Annotated in this window: 20 protein-coding genes and 1 pseudogene; 10 read left to right on the top strand and 11 right to left on the bottom strand. The window is 72.4% G+C overall.

Annotation, left to right across the window (positions count from 1 at the left end; genetic code table 11):
- Positions 1–61 precede the first annotated feature (61 nt).
- Together ACIBQX_RS09725 and ACIBQX_RS09720 are read right to left on the bottom strand one after the other, a co-directional pair.
- On the bottom strand, positions 62–877 hold the full coding sequence (locus tag ACIBQX_RS09725) for an MOSC domain-containing protein (RefSeq protein ID WP_397002536.1): 816 nt from the start codon (positions 875–877) through the stop codon (positions 62–64).
- A 24-nt stretch (positions 878–901) separates the two neighbouring features.
- The gene (locus ACIBQX_RS09720) at positions 902–1,495 is read right to left on the bottom strand and encodes a TetR/AcrR family transcriptional regulator (RefSeq protein ID WP_397002534.1); all 594 of its coding nucleotides are present in this window, start codon (positions 1,493–1,495) and stop codon (positions 902–904) included.
- A gap of 67 nt (positions 1,496–1,562) precedes the next feature.
- Between ACIBQX_RS09720 and ACIBQX_RS09715 the strand changes: the two genes are divergently transcribed.
- Entirely contained in the window at positions 1,563–2,390 is an 828-nt protein-coding gene (locus ACIBQX_RS09715) for an alpha/beta hydrolase family protein (protein WP_397002532.1), read from the top strand.
- Here the strand turns inward: ACIBQX_RS09715 and ACIBQX_RS09710 are convergent.
- The 6 genes and pseudogenes from ACIBQX_RS09710 to ACIBQX_RS09685 all read right to left on the bottom strand — a co-directional run.
- On the bottom strand, positions 2,364–4,538 hold the full coding sequence (locus ACIBQX_RS09710; protein WP_397002530.1) for a protein kinase: 2,175 nt from the start codon (positions 4,536–4,538) through the stop codon (positions 2,364–2,366). The genes ACIBQX_RS09715 and ACIBQX_RS09710 overlap by 27 nt on opposite strands.
- A gap of 109 nt (positions 4,539–4,647) precedes the next feature.
- On the bottom strand, positions 4,648–6,072 hold the full coding sequence (locus ACIBQX_RS09705) for a DUF1116 domain-containing protein (RefSeq protein WP_397002528.1): 1,425 nt from the start codon (positions 6,070–6,072) through the stop codon (positions 4,648–4,650).
- 52 nt (positions 6,073–6,124) lie between these two features.
- The gene (locus ACIBQX_RS09700; protein ID WP_397002526.1) at positions 6,125–7,702 is read right to left on the bottom strand and encodes an FdrA family protein; all 1,578 of its coding nucleotides are present in this window, start codon (positions 7,700–7,702) and stop codon (positions 6,125–6,127) included.
- Positions 7,699–8,556, bottom strand: coding sequence for a DUF2877 domain-containing protein (locus ACIBQX_RS09695; protein WP_397002524.1), 858 nt, complete (start codon positions 8,554–8,556; stop codon positions 7,699–7,701). The genes ACIBQX_RS09700 and ACIBQX_RS09695 overlap by 4 nt, the downstream gene beginning before the upstream one ends.
- Positions 8,557–8,565: 9 nt before the next feature.
- Positions 8,566–8,925 (bottom strand): zinc ribbon domain-containing protein, encoded by a 360-nt coding sequence (locus ACIBQX_RS09690; protein WP_397002522.1) that lies wholly within the window; start codon positions 8,923–8,925, stop codon positions 8,566–8,568.
- Between the two features lie 51 nt (positions 8,926–8,976).
- Positions 8,977–9,112, bottom strand: a pseudogene (locus tag ACIBQX_RS09685) (transposase); the annotation flags it as partial.
- 155 nt (positions 9,113–9,267) lie between these two features.
- Here ACIBQX_RS09685 and ACIBQX_RS09680 point away from each other — a divergent pair.
- The 3 genes from ACIBQX_RS09680 (at position 9,268) to ACIBQX_RS09670 (ending at position 12,138) form a co-directional block, all read left to right on the top strand.
- The gene (locus ACIBQX_RS09680; protein WP_397002520.1) at positions 9,268–10,923 is read left to right on the top strand and encodes a PucR family transcriptional regulator; all 1,656 of its coding nucleotides are present in this window, start codon (positions 9,268–9,270) and stop codon (positions 10,921–10,923) included.
- An 11-nt stretch (positions 10,924–10,934) separates the two neighbouring features.
- Positions 10,935–11,144 (top strand): RNA-binding S4 domain-containing protein, encoded by a 210-nt coding sequence (locus ACIBQX_RS09675; protein WP_189143867.1) that lies wholly within the window; start codon positions 10,935–10,937, stop codon positions 11,142–11,144.
- A 73-nt stretch (positions 11,145–11,217) separates the two neighbouring features.
- On the top strand, positions 11,218–12,138 hold the full coding sequence (locus ACIBQX_RS09670) for a hypothetical protein (RefSeq protein ID WP_397002518.1): 921 nt from the start codon (positions 11,218–11,220) through the stop codon (positions 12,136–12,138).
- An 81-nt stretch (positions 12,139–12,219) separates the two neighbouring features.
- On the opposite strand, the gene ACIBQX_RS09665 is transcribed toward ACIBQX_RS09670, so the two are convergent.
- Both ACIBQX_RS09665 and ACIBQX_RS09660 read right to left on the bottom strand, forming a co-directional pair.
- The gene (locus ACIBQX_RS09665) at positions 12,220–12,576 is read right to left on the bottom strand and encodes a YbaB/EbfC family nucleoid-associated protein (RefSeq protein WP_397002516.1); all 357 of its coding nucleotides are present in this window, start codon (positions 12,574–12,576) and stop codon (positions 12,220–12,222) included.
- A gap of 17 nt (positions 12,577–12,593) precedes the next feature.
- The gene (locus ACIBQX_RS09660; RefSeq protein ID WP_397002514.1) at positions 12,594–12,989 is read right to left on the bottom strand and encodes a hypothetical protein; all 396 of its coding nucleotides are present in this window, start codon (positions 12,987–12,989) and stop codon (positions 12,594–12,596) included.
- A gap of 259 nt (positions 12,990–13,248) precedes the next feature.
- On the opposite strand from ACIBQX_RS09660, the gene ACIBQX_RS09655 reads away from it, so the two are divergent.
- From ACIBQX_RS09655 to ACIBQX_RS09630, 6 genes are read left to right on the top strand one after another with little or no spacing between them, the layout of a single operon-like run.
- On the top strand, positions 13,249–14,607 hold the full coding sequence (locus ACIBQX_RS09655) for a uracil-xanthine permease family protein (protein ID WP_397002512.1): 1,359 nt from the start codon (positions 13,249–13,251) through the stop codon (positions 14,605–14,607).
- Positions 14,604–15,506 carry an FAD binding domain-containing protein gene (locus tag ACIBQX_RS09650; protein WP_397002510.1) on the top strand — a complete coding sequence of 301 codons (903 nt, stop codon included), beginning with the start codon at positions 14,604–14,606 and terminating at the stop codon, positions 15,504–15,506. Before ACIBQX_RS09655 ends, ACIBQX_RS09650 begins: the two co-directional genes overlap by 4 nt.
- Positions 15,503–15,985, top strand: a complete 483-nt coding sequence (locus ACIBQX_RS09645) for a (2Fe-2S)-binding protein (RefSeq protein ID WP_397002508.1) — start codon at positions 15,503–15,505, stop codon at positions 15,983–15,985. Before ACIBQX_RS09650 ends, ACIBQX_RS09645 begins: the two co-directional genes overlap by 4 nt.
- Positions 15,986–16,004: 19 nt before the next feature.
- A complete protein-coding gene (cutA, locus tag ACIBQX_RS09640) occupies positions 16,005–18,356 on the top strand; it encodes an aerobic carbon-monoxide dehydrogenase large subunit (protein WP_397002506.1) in 2,352 nt (783 codons plus the stop codon).
- Positions 18,357–18,364: 8 nt separating this feature from the next.
- Positions 18,365–19,399 (top strand): hypothetical protein, encoded by a 1,035-nt coding sequence (locus ACIBQX_RS09635; protein ID WP_397002504.1) that lies wholly within the window; start codon positions 18,365–18,367, stop codon positions 19,397–19,399.
- Between the two features lie 32 nt (positions 19,400–19,431).
- A complete protein-coding gene (locus ACIBQX_RS09630; RefSeq protein ID WP_397002502.1) occupies positions 19,432–19,860 on the top strand; it encodes a hypothetical protein in 429 nt (142 codons plus the stop codon).
- Here the strand turns inward: ACIBQX_RS09630 and ACIBQX_RS09625 are convergent.
- The gene (locus ACIBQX_RS09625) at positions 19,835–20,872 is read right to left on the bottom strand and encodes a LacI family DNA-binding transcriptional regulator (protein WP_397002500.1); all 1,038 of its coding nucleotides are present in this window, start codon (positions 20,870–20,872) and stop codon (positions 19,835–19,837) included. The genes ACIBQX_RS09630 and ACIBQX_RS09625 overlap by 26 nt on opposite strands.
- Between the last annotated feature and the right edge of the window lie 86 nt (positions 20,873–20,958).

Genomic DNA, 20,958 nt, shown 5'->3' with positions numbered 1-20,958 from the left:
TCTCGCATAATCCGCAAGGACCCCCAAAGGGGACAGATGTCCTTTCGAGCTGTCTTTCGCGTCAGAGCACGGTCACCGGGTCACCCTTGGCGATCTTGCCGGTGCCGTCGGGGATGAGGTTGACGCCGAACCAGGTCTTGCCGTCCCACCTGCGGTGCCTGGCCAGGGTCCGGATCGGCTCCTTGCCCTTGGCCGTGGTCTCGGGATCGACGGTGGTCATCACGCACCGGTCGCACAGCTTGACCACCCGGAACTCCACCTCGCCGATCCGCAGCCGCTGCCACGCGTCCTCGGCGAACGGGACGTCCGCGCCGTCCACCACGACGCTCGGCCGGAACCTGCGCATCGACAGCGGCGCGGGCGGCGGCTCGCCGAGCGATGCGGCCGTCTGCGCCACCCACTCGTCGACCTGGGCCAATGACGTCGTCGAGGTCAGCAGCAGTGGGTAGCCGTCGGCCAGGCTGACCCGGTCCTGCGGCTCGCCATAGGCGGGATTGACCGGACGGCGGGTCGGATCGTCCAGCCAGGCCAGCCTGCCGGGCCGCCCGATCAGCGCGGACATCCAGCCGGCGGCGTCGTCGCCGCAGTCGGTGACCTCCACCGGCGTGCCCCAGACGTCGGCGACGAACCGGTGGGAGGTGGGGGTGACGCGCAGGGGAGCGGCGTGCGGGCCGGTGAGCGTGACGCTGTCACCGTCGGGCTCGGCCACGCAGGCCAGCATGACGGGGTTCTCGCGAGCGCTCATCGGCCGGCGGCCCTCGTCGACGACGAGGTAGCGCCGGTCGCCGGCCAGGCCCCAGGGCTGCACCTCGGCCTCGCCGACCTCGTGTCCGCCCGTCGACTTCACCGGATAGAAGTAGATGCTCCCCAGCTCCATGCGGCAAAACCGTACCGCACCGGATCAGCCTGCCGGCGTGGCGGCCCGGAGGAGCGTGAGGGCGGCCTGCCGGGCGTGGCGCGCGGCCGCGCCGCCGCCGGGGTGCAGGTCGGCCGCGGTGGTGCTGCCCGAGACGAGCAGCAGGAGCTGGTAGGCCAGCACGCCGGGCTCGCGCACGCCCGCCCGGACGGCGATGTCCTCCAGCAGGGCCAGGCGGCGGTCGAGATGCCTGGCGGCCGCCGCCCTGACCGAGCCCTCGTGGTGCTGGGTGGCGGCGTTGACCAGCGCGCAGCCGCGGAAGCCCGGCTCGGCGTGCCAGCCGGCCAGCGCGTCGAAGATCGCCGCGAGCCGGTCGGCCGGGTCGGGGCCCGCGGCGTCCGCCGCGGCCCGCAGCCACCGGGTGACCCGGTCGCTGCGCGCCTCCAGCACGGCCTCGATGAGGCCCTGTTTGGAGCCGAAGTGGCGGTAGAGAGTCTCCTTCGACACCCCGGTGCGGGCGCACAGGTCGGCCACGCCCACGCCGTCGAGGCCGTGGTCGTAGAAGGCGGCCGTGGCGGCCTCCAGGATGGCGGCGCGGGTGCGGGCGGGGTCGAGCGCGGTTCCCTTGGGGACGGGCATGCAGGTGATAGTACCGATTGGTTCGATGAGCTGTTAACGTTCGGCCCTGAACAGAGGGGAGATCGGCATGAGAGCCGCCACATCCGCGGTGACGTTCGACAGCGACGGGGTCGCGCTGCTCGGCGTCCTGCACCTGCCCGAGGGGGAGGGCCCGCACCCGGTGGCCGTCCTGTGCCACGGCTTCCCGGGCAACGAGCGCAACTTCGACCTGGCCCAGTCGCTGCGCCGGGCCGGATACGCCGCCCTGGTCTTCCACTACCGCGGCTCCTGGGGCGTCGGCGGCCACTGGTCCTGGGCGAACGCGCTCGACGACGTCGCCCGCGTGCTGCGCGCCGTGCGGGAGGAGGCGTTCGCGGCCGCCCACCGGCTCGACCCCGGACGGCTGGCCGTCTTCGGGCACAGCTTCGGCGGCTTCGCGGCGCTGATGACCGCCGCCGGCGATCCGGGCGTCGCCGCCACCGTCTCGGTGTCCGGCTTCGACTTCGGTACGGTCGCCCGCCGGCTCGACCCCGCCGGGCGGCGCGCGTACGTGGAGGCCTTCGACGCCGACCTGCTCCCGCTGCGGGGCACCAGCGGCGAGGCGCTGGTCGGTGAGATGGAGGCGGCGGGGGAGCGGTGGAGCCTGGCGGCGCTGGCGCCGTCGTTCGCCGGGCGGCCCGTGCTGCTCATCGGCACCGGGCTGGACCCCGTCACACCCGCCGAGGTGCACCACCGGCCGCTGGTGAGCGCCTTCGCCGGGGCCCGGCTCCAGCATGACGAATGGCCGACCGACCACGCCCTGTCGGATCGCAGGGCCGAGCTGGCCGCCACGGTCCGCGACTTCCTCGACCGCGCGATCGGCGGGACGGCTCCGGTGCCGGAGGGCGTGTCAGGTGGTCTGGCGGAAGGTGTCTAGGAACACCTTGCGGGTCTTGGCCTGGTCGTCCCAGGTCAGCTCCGGCATGTCGAAGGTGATCTTGTAGGCGGTGCTGTCGTCGATGGTGACGTACCTGGACAGGGCGTGCATGGGGACACCGTTCTCCGTGGTGTAGGTGTACTCCCAGTCGGCCGCCTTCCACGCCCGGTAGCGCACCCCCTGGAGCTGTACCTGGATGTAGCCGTCCACGCCGCCGTCGGACTCCTCACGGCTGAGCTCGGCCAGCCCGCCGTCCGGTTGCGACGTCACGTCCTCGACCACGATGCGCGCGCCTGAGTCCTTCGGGCCGGAGAAGGTGGCCTCGCCCTCCGACGAGGCCAGCTTCCAGTCCGGAGGCACCCCGACGGTGAACCCGGCGGGCGTCTGCTCCCGATAGCCATCGGGCACCGGTGAGGCCTTCGGCTCGGTGCGGAGCGCGCCGGCCGTGGGCGGCGCGCTGCTCGCCACGTTCGGCGCCGGGGCCGGCGAGCCGCTGCCGGAGGCGATGAACATCAGCACGGCCACCACGGTGAGCACGGACGCGACGGCGGTGACGATGAGCAGCGGCGTCGGCCGTCCGTCCCGCACCCAGGCGTTGCCCGTCTCCTCGGGCCTGCGCCTGCTCGTGGTGTTGCGGTGCGCCACGCCCGGCAGGGTCGACAGGCGGTTGTGCGCGGACTCCCGCGTCAGGCCGCGGGAGTGGTCGCGCAGGTCGTCGGCCGAGGCGAGCGGCCACGGAGTGGGGCGGCTCGCGCTCCGGCTGTCACTGGTCAGCGGGAGGATCGGCGGCGCCGACGGCCCGTCCGGGTCGGGCAGATGGCCGCGCAGGCTGGAGTAGGGCTCCGGCGGTGCGCTGAGCGGCTGCTGCGGGTTCGACGAGCTGTCCAGCAGGCCGCGTGACACGAACGGCTCGTCCGGCGCCCGCCCCGGCAGAGGATGCGCACCCGAGGCGCTGCGGGCGCCGGAGGTGTCCTCCGGCATCCGCTGCGAGCCCGAGGCACTGGTGAACGCGTCGAACCTGTCCGGACGCGGCGACGGCGGCAGCTGGTCGGTGCGGTGGCTGCCCGACGGGGTCGAATCCCCGTCGAACGGCATCGAGTAGCCGCCGGACGGGCTGGTCATCGGGTCGTACGGCACGCGTACCGGACCTGAGGGCGTCTCCACGATCCGGGAGGGCAGCGGCCCGGAGGAGGTGTCCATTCCCCTGCCGGGGCCGGGGCCGGGGTCGGGCTGCGGCGGCAGAGGATGCTGCGGCGGCTCCTTGCTGCGCGGCCGCACCGCGCCGTGCGCGCTCAGCACCCGCTCCAGGAGCTCCTCGACCTGCTCGGCGGTGAGCCGGTCCGCCGGGCTCTTGCGGAGCAGGCCCTCGATGACGTGCCCCAGCGCGCCCGCGCGCTGCGGTGGGTTCGGCTCCTGGGTGAGCACCGCGCCGAGCACCGCGATCGCGTCGGGCCCCTCGTACGGCGGGCGGCCCTCGACCGCCGCGTACAGCGTCGCCCCGAACGACCACAGGTCGGCCGCCTGGGTGAGCGGCTGCCCGGACAACCGCTCCGGCGGGACGTAGGCCGGCGAGCCCATGAGCAGCCCGGTCTGCGTGATCGTCACATCGCCCTCGATCGCGGCGATACCGAAGTCCGTCAGCACCACCCGGTCGGAGGTGAGCAGCACGTTGCCCGGCTTGATGTCACGGTGCAGGATGCCGGCCGCGTGCGCGTGCCTGACCGCGTCCAGCACCCGGATGCCGATCTCGGCCGCCTGGATCACCGGCAGCGGGCCGCTCTGCCGCACCGCCTGCTCCAGGGACCAGGCCCGGACCAGCTCCATGACGATCCAGGGCCGGCCGTCCTCCTCGACCACGTCATGCACGGTGACGATGCCCGGATGGGTGAGCCGCGCGGCGGACCTGGCCTCGCGCAGCATCCGCCGGTATGCCACCTGCTTGCCCGCGTGGTCGAGCCCGAACGGCAGGATGAGCTCCTTGACCGCCACGTCACGGGCTAACAGGACGTCGTGGGCGTGCCACACCATGCCCATGCCGCCCCTGCCGACCGGCGACATCAGGCGGTAGCGCCGGCCGATCAGGCGGCCTTGGCTCTGCGGAGCGCCGCCTTCGGCGCCGGGGCCGCTGAGCACGCGGTCCGCTGCCATGTCCGCCCCCATCTTCAGCCTCGTCCGCCACACGCACTGCGTGACAGCTCCAGATTATGAGGTTCGCCACGATATCGGCGCATCACTCTGAGGGAAAGCTGAAGAGTCCTTATAGAGGATCTGACGTGGTGATATGTCCACCTACGAAGGGATCTGATACGGAATCGGCCAGGGCCAGCAGGGCACCGGTGAACGCCTCGGGAGGCGGGCTCACCAGACCCGCGCCCACCTGCCCGGTGCCCGCCACCCGCCCGGCGATCCCGGTGTTGACCACCGGCAGCACCCCGGTCCTGGCCACCAGCGTCACGTCGATCCCCACCGGCGTGCCACGGAAGCCCAGCCCCGGAATCTGGTAGGCGGGATGCTCGGCCAGCGTGATCTCGTACATCGACCGGGTCGCCGCCACCGCGTCCGCCACCTCGCCGCCCACGAACCGCACGATGGCCGGGGCCGCCGCCATCGCGAACCCGCCCAGCCCCGACGTCTCCGTGATCGTCGAGTCGCCGATGTCCGGATTGGCGTCCGCTGGACCGTACGCGCCCAGATAGAGCCCGTCAGGCACGCCCGCCGGCCCGGTGAACCACCGCGACCCGAGCCCCGAGACCTGCACGCCGAAGTCGGTGCCGTTGCGCGCCATCGCGACGACCAGCGACGACCCCGGGATGTCGCGGGCCGCGTCGGTGCTCACCTTGGCCGCCGCCATGCCCGCGTTGAGGAAGAAGTGGTCGTTGCCGGCGATGAACCGCAGCACCTCGGAGGCGCCCGCCGGAGCGGCGTCGGCCACGGCGGGCGCGAGCTCGCGCAACAGCAGCGAGGTCGCCGCCCGATTGCGGTTGTGCAGCTCGTCGCCCATCTGCAGCGCCTGCGCGATCAGCGACCGCAGGTCGATCGGCCCGGCCAGCTCGACCGCCGCCGACAGCACCGGCCCCAGCACGTCGTCCATCCAGCCCAGCCGGTCGAGCACCTCGGGCCCGTACGCGCCGTAGCGCAGCACCTTGCCCAGCCCCTCGTTCAGCGAGCAGTAGGCGGTGCCGCCGTGCTCGGCGTCGCGCACCTCGAACATCCACATCGACGGGCTCACCACGCCCGCCATCGGCCCCACGGTCGCGTGCTGGTGGCACGGCTCCAGCCTGACGTCGCCACCGGCCAGGGCGGCGGTGGCCTCCCGCTCGTCGCGGGCGTACCCCTCCAGCAGCATCGCGCCGATCAGCGCGCCCCGCATCGGGCCCGAGGCCCGCTGCCAGGTGATGGGCGGGCCCGCGTGCAGGAACGTCCGCGCCGGCAGCCGCAGCACCTCCGACGCCCTGCGCACCCCCACCAGGTGCGGGCGGGCGGTGGTGAGCCTGTGGACGGCGAGCTCGTTGGCCGTGCGCCTGCGCGGGTCGGCGAGGATCCTGGCCAGGGCATCGGCCGTGCCCGCCAGGGGCGGACGCCAGGCCACGGTGGTGACCTCGGTCGCCTGCTCACGCAGCGACTCCGCCAGCAGGCTCACGCCGGCCGTGATCACTTGGGGCGGGCCGTCGAGCAACGTCATCGTGTTTCCCTTCACCCCCGGTGACCCGTGCCCGAGGGATCGCCGAGCAGCGTCATCGCGTTCTCCCCTGTCCCGGGTCACCCGTGCCCGGGGGATCGCCGAGCAGGCTCCTGGCGTGGCGGGCGGCCTGCGCGTTGGAGGCGAACACGGCGGCGCCCGCCCGGCCGAACGCGGCGCGCTGCCGCCGCAGCCCCTGCGGGTCGGCCTCGGTGCCGATGAGCGCCACCACGACTGGCGCCGGGACGCCCGCGATGACGGGGGCCAGGCCGGCGGCCGGGTCGGGGTCCGCGCCGTGGCCCAGCACGACGTCCATGAGCACCACGTCACCCGGCCGCACCCGGCGCAGCGCCTCCAGCCGGAGCGTCGGGTCGATCATCGGGTGCGCGCGGCCCCGGGTGTAGGCGTCGTCGCCGTAGTCGGTGAACTCACCTCGCCCGGCGACCGACGCCGCCTCGGCGCACAGCGTGCCACCGGAGTAGATGCCGACGAGCACCCCCTCCGCAGACCCGTCGGACCCGTCCGTCCCGTCCGTCCCGTCCGTCCCGCCCGACCCGCCCGGTCTGCTCGACGTGTCGGCGGGGTGGTGCGGCCACTGCGGCACCGGGCGGTTGAGGGCGCGTAGCGCCGTCTCGGTCGCCGCCGTCAGGTCCTCGCCCTGGCCGAGCAGCGCCGTCACGACCGGCGTGCGCAGCGTCGCGAGGACTTTCTGTACGGATTCCGCCACGTCAGGGGAGGGCGGCTTGGAGATGAGCATGATGAGCTCGGTGCCCGGATCGTCGTCGAGCATCCGCAGCGCCCGCAGCGTGGCGCGGCCCCCGATCGGCGTGGACAGGTCCCTGCCCCCGACGCCGAGCACGTGGCTGACGCCCACCCCGGCCAGGTCGAGCAGGCAGGTGACCTGCTGCGCGCCGGTGCCGGAGGCGGCGACCACGCCGACCGGGCCGGGCCTGAGCACATTGGCGAAGCCGAGACCGACGCCGCCGACGACGGCCGTGCCGCAGTCGGGGCCCATGACCAGCAGGCCGCGCTCGTCGGCCAGCTCTTTGAGCAGGCGTTCCTGCGCGACGGGCACCCCGTCACTGAAGATCATCACGGGCAGCCCGGCCTCGATGGCGTCGAGCGCCTCGCAGAACGCGTGCTCGCCAGGCACCGACACCAGCACGAGATCCGCCGCCGACCTGGCCGCCGCCGATCGGGTGGTGAGCGGCGGCTGCTCCGCCGTTTGGCTCCCCTGCACCGGCCGGCCCGCCTGTGCCTGCAACCGGAGGTCCAGCTCGGCCACCGCCGCTTCGACGTCCGCCCCGCGCAGCGCCACGAGCAGATCGCCCGGATCGGCGCCGGGCACGTCGAAGCCCAGGTCGCGCGCGAGGCCGAGGTTAAGTTCCGTGGCCATGGCGACGATGGCCACCTCCGTGCCGGGCAACTCCGCCAGGGCCCCGCTCACCCGCATGAGCGTCACCGAGTCGTAGTAGGCCCCCCGCCGCACGAACACCGCGTCGGACCTCGTACCCGCCCCTGGCACCGACCCCGCGCTTGGCCCCGCCCCTCCGCCTGCCACCGCGCCCGTGCCGGATTCCGTACCCGCGTCGAGGTCCGTGCCCGGGTCGCGGGGCTCGTCCGGGGCGCTCATCGGTGCTCGCCCAGGGCGAGGACCGCTTCGAGGCCGATGGCGACGCCCTGGGCCAGGTCGGCGCCGGAGGTGTGGCCGAGGCCGTGCAGGCGGCGTAGCGCGGATTCGAGGGGTTGACGCCCGGCGAGGCCGCGTAGCACCGCGATCACCTCGGGGCACGCCTCCCCCCGGGCGGCACAGTGCAGTAGCGTCGCCGAGAGCGGCGTCGTACGGGTGCGGGCGTCGAAGGTGACGGCCGCCGCCAGCCAGCCGCCCAGCCGCACCGCCCGCTCGACCCCGGTCGCGGCGCCCAGGTGGCGGAGCGTCACCAGCAGTCCGGCCAGCACGTCGTCCCCGCTCGGGGTCAGGCCGGGACCGAGGCCCACCAGCCGCTCCGCCGCCGTCACCGCGCCCAGCAGCCACCCGGAGGCGCAGCTGGCGGCCAGCAGCTCGACCGCGTCGTGGCCCGCCAGCCCGGGGGCGCCCCGCTCGGCCTGGAAAGCCCGGCTCAGCGACGCCAGGGCTCGCGGATCCACCTCGCCCAGCGGGGGCGCGGGATCCCACCAGCGGCGGGCACGCAGGCTCAGCCGTCCCACCTCCACCGTCCCGTCGCCGACGTACGCCTCGTCACCCACCGTGACGTGCGGCAGCTCGGTGGCGAGCAGCAGCGAGTTGGGCAGCCGGATGCCCGCGCCGCTGATCACGGCGATCACCGACGGCTCCAGCTCGGTCCTGACCTCGAGGTATATCCCGGCGGAGAACGCGGCGAGCACCCTGGCGGGACACCGGGGCGACTCCAGGACGGGACGTACCGCCGTGCTCGCGGCGCCCGTGACGTGGACGCGAACCCGCCGAGCGTGAGTACCGACCGTCACCGGACCTCCCTACGGACCCTGACCTGACCGTAGAACGGCCCCGGCAACCTCCCGTACGGAGAAATTTGCCAACAGTCGGCGGGAAGGTTGGCTCTTCCTGACAGACCGATCCCAGGTGACAATCACCCCGTGACTCCTCCGCTCCCTGAGTGGGGCGGCTTCTCGCCAAGCCGCTTCCGCAGCCTGACGAAGGGCGAGCCCTGCCCTGAGGCTGTTGACCGCCGCGTTCACGTCGGCGTGCGCCGTATGCCCGCACGCCGTACATCGGAACCCGCCTTGGGCGACGCGGTTCTCCGCAGCGCAGTGCCCGCAGCGCGTGCAGGCGCGGGAGGTGCCGGCGGGGTTCACCACGAGCGAGGCAACACCCATGTCGATCCCGGCCGCTGCACCCGTCGGACGCCGCGCCGACCGTGGCCACGAAGTCGGCGCGGATCAACTCCTCCAAGCGAGCCTCCACCCGCCCGCCCAGAACCGAGGGGTGGTACTTCGGGCACCACACGACGTGGTACCCGAGGTCGTACGCCGCGCCGGGGGAAGTGCGCACCTGGCGAGCCACATGATCATTATCACCGTGCCGCACATCTTCTGTGGTGACGAACGGAGAACTCTGATGCGCAGGCCAGACAGGTCACTACACGCTCGGGCCTTGGCGATCCTCCCGCTCCCGATTCCCCCGTCGCCTCAGGGCGACGGCCCCCTTAGGAGGATGTGATGGAGCCCCCCGTCCGTCTTGCCAGCACCGGAACGATCATCCACGGCGTGTCCGTGGGGGAGGTGCTGGGCGTGTCGACTCTCGCGGGGGCGCGGCTGCTCGCGGGGAAGAGCGGCCTGGGCCGCATCGTGCAGCGCCTCAACGTCATGGAGGTGCCCGACATCCTGGCCTGGGTGAAGCCGCACGAGCTGCTGCTCACGACCGGCTACCCCCTGCGCAACACCCCGCAGTCGCTCGGCCGCCTGGTGGCCGACCTGGACGAGCGCGGGCTGGCCGCGCTGGCCATCAAGCTCGGCCGTTACGTGGACGAGCTGCCGGAAGAGATGACCGAGCAGGCGGACCGGCTCGGTTTCCCGCTCATCCTGCTGCCGAACGACGTCGGCTTCGACGACATCCTCAACCAGGTGCTGACCGACATCCTCAACCGGCAGGCGGCCGCGCTGGTCCGCGCGGAGGAAGCGCACCGGGCGCTGGTTCAGGTGGTGCTGGCCGGAGGCGGGCTGGACGAGGTCACCGCCGAGGTCGCCGTGCTGCTCGACGTGTCGGTCGCGGCCGTGGACGGCGGCGGCCGGATCCTGGCCGTCGCCGGGCCGCCCGAGCAGGTCGCGCTGCTGCGCGAGTCGATCGCCCGCGAGGGCCCGCCGCCGCCTCCCGCCGGCGCGACGGGCTCCGCCGTCCGGCTGCCGCCGACGGACACCTCCGCCGACCCCGGCGCGGGGGGCGGGGCGATGACCTCGGTGCCGGTGGTCGCGGGCGGGCACCACCATGGGCGGATCGTCGCCTACAGCGCGGCCGGGGCGATCCAGGACAGCGACGTGGGCATCCTCGAACGCGCCGCCACCGTCGCCGCGCTCGCCGTCACCCGGCAGGAGGCGGTCAACGCGGTCGAGAGCAAGTACCGGGCCGACTTCCTGCGCGACGTGCTCACCGGCCGGGCCGGGACGGCCGAGCGGGTCACGGCCAGGGCCAGGGCGTTCGGCTGGGACCTGGAGCGGCCCGTCACCGTACTGGTGGCCGAGCTCGACCCCGACGGCGACGAGCGCACCGCGCAGGACCGCCTGGTCACCTGCTGGACCGCCGCGATGCGCCGCCACGACCAGCGCGGCGCGGTCGCGGGCTTCTCGCACGAGGTGGTGGCGGTGCTGGACGCCGCCGTGGACGCCGACCGGGTGGCGAAGGACGCCGCCTCCGCCTTCGCCGACGTGCCGCCCGCGACGTTCTCGACCGGCACCTCCCGGCCCTGCCAGGGCGCGCAGACCCTGCCGGAGGCGTACTCCCAGGCGCTCAAGGCGGCCCGCGTCGGCCGCCAGCTGCACGGCAGGGGCGCGGTCGCGCACTTCGACCAGCTCGGCGTCTACCGGCTGCTGTCGCTGGTGAACGACACCGACGAGCTGCACGCCTTCGTCCGCGAGACCCTGGGCCCGCTCGCCGCCGACGCCGACGCCGAGAACGCCGACCTGAGGCGCACCCTGCAGGTCCTGCTGGAGACCAATCTGAACGTCGCGGAGACGGCCAGGCGGCTGCACTTCCACTACAACACGCTGCGCTACCGGATCGGCAAGCTCGAACGCCTCCTCGGCAACTTCACCGACGACCCCCACCTCCGCCTGAACCTCACCCTGGCCCTGCACGTGCTGAGGATGCGCGGCATCTAGGCTTGGTCCTCGTGGACCTGGACTTCGAGCTGCGCTCCGACTACATCCCCCTGTGCGACCTGCTGAAGTACTGCGGGGTCACCGAGACAGGCGGCCTGGCCAAGCACCTGATCGCCGAGGGCATGGTGCTGGTGGACGGCGAGGTGGAGCTCAGGAAGCGGGCCAAGATCCGCACCGGCCAGGTGGTCAGCGGCGACGGGTTCACCATCCACGTCGCCTGATCAGCTTACGGACAAGGTCATGGGATGATCGGGCGACTTGAGCATGATCCGGTTTGGAGAAAGGGTCCGCTACGTGAGTCCGTCCCCCAAGTCCCTCTCGAAATTCTTCCCGGCGGGCGGAATGGTGCTGTCCGCCGCTGGTGTCGGCGCCGTGGTCCTGCAGATGCTGCAGGTCGCCTACCCCGACGGCGACCCGGCCAAGGCGCGCGAGGCCGCGCAACTGCTCCGGCAGCTGGCCCGGCGGGTGGACATCAGCTTGGCGGACGTGGAGGAGGTCGCGGGCAGACTGTGGCGCCCGCCCAACTCCGGCGCGGGCATCGATGCCTTCACCACCTACTTCAAGGATGAGGTCGCGCCGTATCCGCCGCTGGTCTCCGCGTACGTCCGCGGGCTGGCCGACGCGATCGACGACTACGCCGAGATGCTGGCACGGACGCAGCACGCGCTCCGGACGATGGCCTTGATCCAATGGCTCGAGCTGCTGATGTTCTTCTGCTGGCCGGCGATCGACAAGAAGATCCAGGTGCTGATCAACTGGGCGACGCGCAGGTCGCAGGCGCGACTGCTGCTCAAGATGTACGAGCATGCGGTCGGCAAGCGGCTGCTCGGCGCTGTGGGAGGCAGTCTCACGTACACGGCCCTCGACCAGGTGATCGTTGACGGGGTCAAGTTGGCGAGGGGCGAGGACCTGGGGTCGTGGGGTGACCGCGGCGCCTACATGGTGAAGAATTTCGCGGCGGCCATGGTCTTCTATCATGTGGATCCGGCCAACTTCGGGAAGGCCGCGAAGCTGCTGCCGAAGAACAAGGCGGCGCAGAACGCCACCATGTTCGTCATCGGATCCTCCATCTTCACCATGACCGGAAACGCGCTCAACAGGCCCGGCGACGTGATCGACGATCCGGCCAGCCTGTTGCCCACGTGGGAGCAGATGCTCGCCAAGCTGGGTGTCGCCGCGGGCCAGGACCAGTTCAGGCGCTTGCGCGGCTACTGATGTCCACCGCGTGCGGATGACCTCCGGCCAGACCTGAGCTCACCGGGTCGACGCGGGCCGGCCAGGACCAGTCGCGCGAGGTCACCACCCCTGGCTGGAACGCCTGACCTCGTCGGCGAACGGGTTCAGGCCGTCCGTCATCATCGCGGTCAGTTGTGTGGTCAGATCCGCGGCGGCGTTGCTCGCGGCGGTGAGCACCGCCTCCGCCAGAGCGTCCGCGCCGAGGCGCATGGCCCGAGGATCGATCCGGAGTCCGCCCAGCGCACCGCTCGCCAGCACCTCCGCCTCCACCTGGCCATGGGCCGCCGCACCCCGGCCGCGAACGGCACCGAGGCTCTCCTGCAATTCTTCCAGCGGCCGAGTGGTGGCTTGGAACTGGCCGAGAAAGCGATGCATCTCCTCGTCGAGGAAGGGGGCGCCGCCGTCCGGTGTGGTCATTGGGTCTCCAGAGATCGTCAGGGGTTGGGCTTCTCGTCCGGCGCCGAGAACTCGGGCAGGTCGGACACTTTCGGCAGCGATTGGATGCTGGCCCAGTTCGCGACGTCGAAGCCGGTCCTCATCCCGGCCAGCCGTTCGGCGATCCCCGGATATATGTCGCGTAGTGCGTCGACATAGGTGATGGTCGACTGCAACGCGGTGGCATAGCCCTGCCTGAACGTGTTCGCCGTCTCATCTGTGCCGGCGAAGTCGCCCAGTGCGGCGATGGCGTCGAGAATCCAACGGGCGTCTTCCGCCAGGTCCTCGTGTTCGGCGGCGAATCCGCCCGCCGCCTGCGTGAAATCACTCCCCCGGACGTCGACGTCGGGCACGCCTAGGGACGAGGGCGGAATGGCGTCAGCCCTTGCGGACATGAACGGCCTCCTTGTCGCGAAGGTCCAGGACGTAATCACTATTCGGCCTGGCCGAAATTAGTACTTTATCGGATCGGGCGGCAGGGACGGCGCCGTCCCTGCCGCCTCCCGGTTGATCACCGAGCCGCTGGGGAAGGTGTGCGCGAGAAGAGCTCTGGTCAGCGGGCCAGATTTGGCAGATCATGCCCGTGTACACGCTCGCCAGTGGGCCTAATCTGCCCGCAACGCAAGCACCCGGTCCGGGCGAAGAGGGGCTCACATGGCCTTGGGATGGACCAAACACGGCGACGGCAAACACCTGGCCCCCGGCGAGGTCGTACGGCCTGATGAGCGGTTGAGCTGGCCTCGGATGGTGGGGTTCGGGGCGCAGCATGTGGTGGCGATGTTCGGGGCGACGTTCGTCTTCCCGCTGGTGATGGGGCTCGACCCCAATGTCGCGATCATGATGTCGGGGGTCGCGACCATCCTGTTCCTGCTGATCGTCAAGGGGAAGGTGCCGAGCTACCTGGGCACCAGCGCGTCGTTCGTGGGCGGCGTGCTGGCCATCAGGGCGCTGTTCGGCGGTGACACGGCCGGCGCCGACGCGATCGTCACCGGGGCGATCCTGGTCGTCGGGTTCGTGCTGGCGCTGGTCGGCCTGGCGGTGCACTTCCTGGGCGTGGAAGTGATCAACAAGGTCTTCCCGCCGGTGGTGACCGGCGCGGTGGTCATGCTCATCGGGTTCGGGCTGGCGTACGTGGTGGCGGACGTCTACTGGCCGCAGGATCAGTGGATGGCGCTGGTCACGATGCTGGTGACGTTCGTGCTCGTGGTGGCGTTCAAGGGGTTCGTCGGCCGGATCGGCATCCTCATCGGGCTGGCGGCCGGGTTCGTGCTCTCCTGGGGCGCCGACCGGATCTTCGGCATGGTGCCCGCCTACGACGACGGGACCATCCAGGTCGCGGCGCACTTCCGGGTGGATCTCAGCAAGGTCGACGCGGCCCCCTGGTTCGGCTGGCCGGACACGCACTGGCCGGACTTCGAGACCTCGGCGGTGCTGCTGGTGCTGCCCGCCGTCATCGCGCTGGTCGCGGAGAACATCGGCCACGTCAAGGCCGTCGGCGAGATGACCGAGACCGACGTCGACCCGTACGTGGGCCGCGCCATCGCCGCCGACGGCATCGCCACCGTGGTGACCAGCGCGGTCGGCGGCTCGCCCACCACCACCTACGCCGAGAACATCGGCGTCATGGCCGCCACCAAGGTCTACTCCACGGCCGCCTACTACATCGCGGGCGTCATCGCGATCGCGTTCGGGCTGATCCCCAAGTTCGGCGCGCTGGTGTCGGCCACGCCGTCCGGCGTGCTGGGCGGCGTCACGGTCATCCTGTACGGCATGATCGGGCTGCTCGGAGCCAAGATCTGGATCGAGAACCGGGTGGATTTCGCCGATCCGGTCAACATGGTCCCGATCGGGGCGGGCATCATCCTGGCGATCGGACCGGTGAAGCACGTGATCAGTGACGACTTCAGGCTGGAGGGCATCGCGCTGGGCACCATCGTGGTGGTCGGCGGCTGGCACCTGCTGCGGGTGATCGCCGGGCGGACCCCCGAGACGGTCAGGAGCGACACCGGGTGAAGCCGCCGCCGTTCGAGTACCACGGCCCCCGCGACCTCGGGGAGGCCCTGGAGACGCTGGCCGCCGTCGGGGCGCGCGGCAAGGTGCTCGCGGGCGGGCAGAGCCTGATTCCGATGCTCAACATGCGGCTGGCGGCGCCCGCGCACCTGGTCGACATCAACCGGCTGCCGGCTCTCGCCGTGGTGCGCGACACTCCGGCGGGCGTCACCGTGGGCGCGCTGGCCCGGCACTCCGAGGTGGAGCGAGGTGGCGCGCACCCACTGCTCGGCAAGGCGCTGCGGCTGGTCGCCCACCCGGTGATCCGCAACCGGGGCACGGTCGTGGGCAGTCTCGTGCACGCCGACCCGGCCGCCGAGCTGCCCGCCGTGCTGGCCGTACTGGAAGGTTCGGTACGGCTGGCGCGTACCGGAGGGGACGGTGCGGACAGCGGCGGGGTGGTGGCGCTGCCGCCGGGGACGGCGGTGCGTGACGTGCCGGCCCGCGAGTTCTTCCTCGGGCCGATGGAGTCGGCGGTGCGGGCGGGCGAGCTGGCCGTGTCCGCGCACTTCCCGGCGCTGGGCGCGCGGACCGGGACGGCGTTCCGCGAGGTGGCCAGGAGGCACGGCGACTACGCGCTGGCCGGCGTCTGCGCCGTGGTGCGGCTGGACGGGGACCTGCGTGTCGACTCCGCGCGGGTGGCGTGCGTGGGGGTCGGGCCGGTGCCGGTGGTGGTGGACGTGAGCGGCGCGTGCGAGCGGCGTCCCGCGGCGCGCGTCGACTGGCCGGCGGTGGCCGCGGCGGTGCGCGAGCGCACCGATCCGGAGGGCGACGTGCACGCCTCGCCCGCGTACCGGCTGCATCTGGTGGGTGTACTGGCCGAGCGGGCGCTGCGGGAAGCGGCGAGAGAGGCGGCGGCGTGACGGCCGAGCACGAGATCACCCTGACGGTGAACGGCACCGCGCGCCGGGTCACGGTGCCGGGCCGAAGGCTGCTGTCCGACTGCCTGCGCCACGACCTAGGGCTGACCGGCACCCACGTGGGCTGCGAGCACGGCGTGTGCGGCTGCTGCACGGTGCTGCTCGACGGGCAGCCGGTGCGCTCCTGCCTGACGTTCGCGGTGACCGTGGACGGGCGCGAGATCACCACGGTGGAGGGGCTGGCCGGGCCGGACGGGCTCTCGCCGGTGCAGCGGGCCTTCGCCGACTGCCACGCCCTGCAGTGCGGGTTCTGCACGCCGGGCTTCCTGTGCACGGTGACCGCGCTGCTGAAGGAGAACCCGGCGCCCACGGACGAGGAGGTGCTGGAGGGCATCTCCGGCAACCTGTGCCGCTGCACCGGCTACCAGAACATCGCCAAGGCCGTCCACCGGGCGGCCGAGCTGCTCGCCGAAGAGGCGTGACCACGAGGAGGCGAGGCCCGTGACCACCAGGCTGTTCGGGGAGCCGGTGCGCCGCCGCGAGGACCCCCGGCTGCTCGCCGGGCACGGTCGTTACCTCGACGACCTGGGCTCCGGCGCGCTCGCGGTCGCGTTCGTACGCTCGCCGCACGCGCACGCCCGCATCCGGGACATCGACGTGTCGGCGGCCCTGGACGTGGCGGGCCTGGTGGCCATCTACACCTGGGAGGACCTGCCGGAGCGGGTCGGCCGCCCGCTGCCGTTGCTGATCCCGCATCCGGCCCTCACCCACGGGCGCACCGCCTACCCGCTGGCCAGGGAGATCGTCAGGCACGTGGGCGAGCCCGTCGTCATGGTGGTGGCCGCCGACCGCTATCTCGCCGAGGACGCCTGCGGGCTGATCGAGGTGGACTACGAGCCGCTCAAGCCGGTCGTCGGGCTGGAGGAGGCGGCGCACGGTTCGGCGCTGGTGCACGAGGACGTGCCGGGGAACGTGGGCGCGCACCTGGTGCAGGAGGTCCCGTCGGAGACCGGTCGCAGCGCGGCGGAGGCCATCGCGGCCGCCCCGCACACGCTGGCCTTCCGGCTCGACATCGAGCGCAGCGCCAGCACGCCGCTCGAAGGCCGCGGCGTCCACGCCCGCTGGGACGGCACCGACCTGCGCGTCTACTCCAGCACCCAGACCTCCACCAGCGTCCGGATGGCCATCGCCGCCGCGCTCGGCCTGCCGCTGCCGCACGTCGAGGTGATCGCCCCGGACGTGGGCGGCGGGTTCGGCGTGAAGATCGTGCACCCGTGGCCGGAGGAGATCCTGGTGCCGTGGGCGGCCATGCTGCTCGGCCGCGAGCTGAAGTGGACCGAGGACCGGCGCGAGCACTTCATCTCCGCCGCGCACGAGCGCGGCCAGGTGCAGCACGTGCGGGTGGGCTTCGACGACGAGGGGCGGGTGCTCGGGCTGGACGTGACGATCCTGCACGACCACGGCGCCTACACGCCGTACGGGATCATCGTGCCGATCGTCACCTCGACGCAGCTGCTCGGCCCCTACCGGATCGGGGCGTACCGGGTCGAGTTCACCGCCGTCTACACCAACACCGTGCAGGTCACGCCCTACCGGGGCGCGGGACGGCCGCAGGGCGTGTTCTGCATGGAGCGGACCATGGACAAGATCGCCCGCCATCTGGGCAAGGATCGGACCCGGGTGCGGGAGGTCAACTTCATCCAGCCGGACGAGTTCCCGTACGACCAGGGGATGATCTTCCAGGACGGGCGGCCGCTCATCTACGACAGCGGCGACTACCCCCGGATGCTGCGCATGGTGAAGGAGCTCATCGGCTGGGACGACTTCCGGCCCGCGCCCGGCAGGGGCATCGGCATCGGCTGCTACGTCGAGGGGACCGGCGTCGGGCCGTACGAGGGCGGGCACGTGCAGATCACCTCCGATGGGCGGGTGCACGTCTCGACCGGGCTCACCTCGCAGGGGCAGGGGCACGAGACCGCGTTCGCGCAGATCGCCGCCGACCGGCTCGGGGTGCCGATCGAGCGGGTCTCGGTCGTCACCGGCGACACCCGCCGCTTCGGCTACGCGGTGGGCACCTTCGCCTCCCGCGCGGCCGTGATGAGCGGCAACGCCATCGCGCTGGCCTGCGCCAAGGTGCGGGAGAAGGCGCTGCGCATCGCCGGGGACGCGCTGGAGGCCGACCCGGCCGACCTGACCATCAGCGACGGGCTGGTGCACGTGGCGGGCTCGCCGTCGGCGTCCATCCCGCTGTCCACGGTCGCGGTGCTGGCCAACCCGCTGCGGTACGCCTTCGACGAGGAGACGGCCAAGGCCACCCAGTTCGCCGGGGTCGCCTCGCCCGAGCGGCCGCCGGTCGCCGAGGGGGAGGAGCCGGGGCTGGAAGGGCGCGGCTACTACTCGCCGATCAGGTCCACCTTCGCCGCCGGCATGCACGCGGCCATCGTGGAGACCGACCCGGAGACCGCCGAGATCAACGTGGTGCGCTACGTCGTCGTGCACGACTGCGGCAAGCTGATCAACCCGATGATCGTGGAGGGGCAGATCCACGGGGGAGTGGCGCAGGGCATCGGCGGCGCCCTGTACGAGCGGATGGCCTACGACGCGGACGGGCAGCTGCAGAACGCCTCCTTCATGGACTTCCTGATGCCGTACGCCACCGAGGTCCCGCACATCGAGACCGGCCACCTGGAGACGCCGTCCCCGCTGAACCCGCTGGGGATCAAGGGCGCGGGAGAGGCCGGGGTGATCCCGGTCTCCGCGGTGATCGCCTCGGCCCTGGAGGACGCCGAGGGCATCGACATCGACCGGATGCCGATCTCCCCCTCGGAGCTGTTCGACCTCCGAAGGGCATGATCTCGTAGGTGAACACCGAACTACGGGCGCCGGGCGAGCGCCTGACCGCGATGCCGGGCACCGCCGCCGAACTGGCCGGTGCGCGACTGATCGACCTGGCCTGGAACGAGCTCACCGAGCTGCCGCCCTGGGTGGCCCGGCTGCCCTCGCTGGAGGAGCTCAGGCTCGACGGCAACCGCCTGCGCGCGCTGCCCGACCTGTCCGGCCTCACCGCGCTGCGCGCACTCCATCTGGACGGCAACGCGCTGACGGAGTTCCCGCGCTGCCCGCCGCACCTGGAAACGCTCTTCCTGTACGGCAACGCCGTCCGGACCCTGCCCGACGGGCTGCCACGCGGTCTCCGGCACCTCTCGGCCGGCGGCAACGGGCTGACCGGGGTGCCCGGCGGGCTGTGGAAGCTGACCGGTCTCGCATCACTCAACCTGGCCGAGAACGCCCTGACCGAGGTGCCCGCCGCCATCGGCGGGCTGAGCGCGCTGCGCATGCTCGACCTGGGGCACAACCGGCTCACCTCGCTCCCGCCCGAGCTGGCCGACCTACCTCTCACGGACTATCTGTACGCCAGCGACAACGGGCTCACCGAGGTCCCCGAGGCGCTCGGCAGGCTGGACCGGCTCGCCTACCTCAACCTGACCGACAACCGCCTCACCCGGCTGCCCGGGAGCCTCGGCCGGATGAGGTCGCTGGTGGAGCTCCGGCTTTACAACAACCGGCTGGAGGCGCTGCCCGACTCCATCGGCGCGCTGGGCCGCCTGCGTGAGCTGCACCTGCGGGGCAACCGGCTGACGGCGCTGCCCGGCTCGATGGCGGAGCTGGGCGAGCTGCGCGTGCTGGATCTGCGCGACAACCTGCTGCGCTCGGTGCCCGACGCGCTTACGCGGCTGCCCCGGCTCTCCCACCTCGACCTGCGCAACAACCGCCTGCGGGAGCTGCCGGCCGAACTGCCCGCGCTGGACCGGCTCGACCTGCGCTGGAACAAGCTCGACGGCGACCCTCCGGTGCTGCGCCGGCTGGCCGAACGCGGCTGTGTCATTTTGCGCTGAACCCCGGCGGCGAAGCCTGCGTACCTCCGCACATGACGACTTATTCACGTCTGACCGCTTTCGCGCTGCTGGTCGGGCTCGTCGCAGCATGTGCGCCAGGAGGCGACGAGAGCGGCGGCGGCTATGTCGCCGCCGCGAACAACCAGGCCCCCGCGGCGCCGCTCACCGTGGAGGACCTCTCCGCCCAGGTGGGCTGCGAACCCCGCATGCAGGTCGACGCGAGCGACCTGCGCACCGGCTACTGCAAGACCGACGCCGGCGAGTTCTTCGTGAACACCTTCACCAGTGAGGAAGGGAAGAACGCCTGGATGGACCAGGCGCCCGAGTACAAGCCGCACCTGGTCGGCCCGCTGTGGACGGTGCTGGGCGACCTCAAGGTGCTGAAGACGCTCCAGGGTCCGCTCAAGGGCGACCTGCACCTGACGGACCACCGCGTCAGCCCGACCCCGACGGCCGGCTGACCGGCGCGGTGGACGCCCTGACCACCAGCTCGTGCGTGGTGCGGCGGCGGCGTGGCCGGGAGGCGGGAGGTTTGAGCGCCAGCTCCAGGGCCTGCCGGCCCATCGCGATCATCGGCAGTCTGATCGTGGTGAGCGCCGGGTAGACGTCGGCGGCCACCGGCACGTCGTCGAACCCGGCGAGCGAGATCTCTTCGGGCACCCGGCGCCCGCTGTGGAGCAGCCATGACAGCGCGCCCACCGCCATCGGGTCGTTCAGCGCGACCACGGCCGTCAGGGCCGGGTGTGCCGCCAGCAGCCTCGCGGCGGCCGCCGCGCCGCCCTCGCGGGTGAAGTCGCCGTGCACGACGGGGATCGCCTGCCAGCCGAGCCCGCCGGCGTCGGCGGCCGACCGCAACCCGGCCAGCCGGTCCTCGACGGTGGTCAGGCTCGCCGGGCCGCCGAGCACGCCGATGCGGCGGTGGCCCAGCTCCAGCAGGTGCCGCATGAGGGTGGCGCCGCCGTTGACGTTGTCGGGCAGCACCGCGTCCACCGGGAGGTGATGGCGGCCGATCACCGTCACCCGGCCGCCCGCGGCGGTGAACGAGCGCACCTCGGCGGCGGTGCCGGCCTCCGCGTCCGCCTCGACGTAACCCGAGCCGGCCAGCACGATCGAGGTCACCCGGTGCGCCCTCAGCGCCCGGATCCTGGCCAGCTCGGCCCGCGGATCGCGCTCGGTCTGGCTGATGAGCGCCAGATAGCCGCGGCGGTCGGTCTCGCGCAGCACGCCCCTGGCGATCTCGGCGAAGTAGGGGTCGCCCACGTCATGCACGATCAGCCCGACCATCGACGCCTGCCCGCCGGCCAGCGCCCTGGCATGGCTGTTGGGCACGTAGCCGACCTGTGACGCGACCGCCCGCACGTGCGCGGCGACCTCCGCGCGTACGCCGGCGCTGCCCGTCATGGCCCGCGACGCCGTCGCCAGAGAGACCCCGGCGGCTCTGGCGACATCGATGAGCCGGGGCGGAGACGGCATCGCACATCCCCCTTGTCTGGCGGTGAATCGCGTGTAATCGTGACCGAAAGCGCTTGCGAAAGCGCTTACGTACTACCTCTTCTCAC

The sequence above is a fragment of the Nonomuraea sp. NPDC049714 genome (assembly GCF_044465295.1).
In the GTDB taxonomy this organism is placed as follows: domain Bacteria; phylum Actinomycetota; class Actinomycetes; order Streptosporangiales; family Streptosporangiaceae; genus Nonomuraea.
This window is presented reverse-complemented; position numbering and strand designations above follow the sequence as displayed.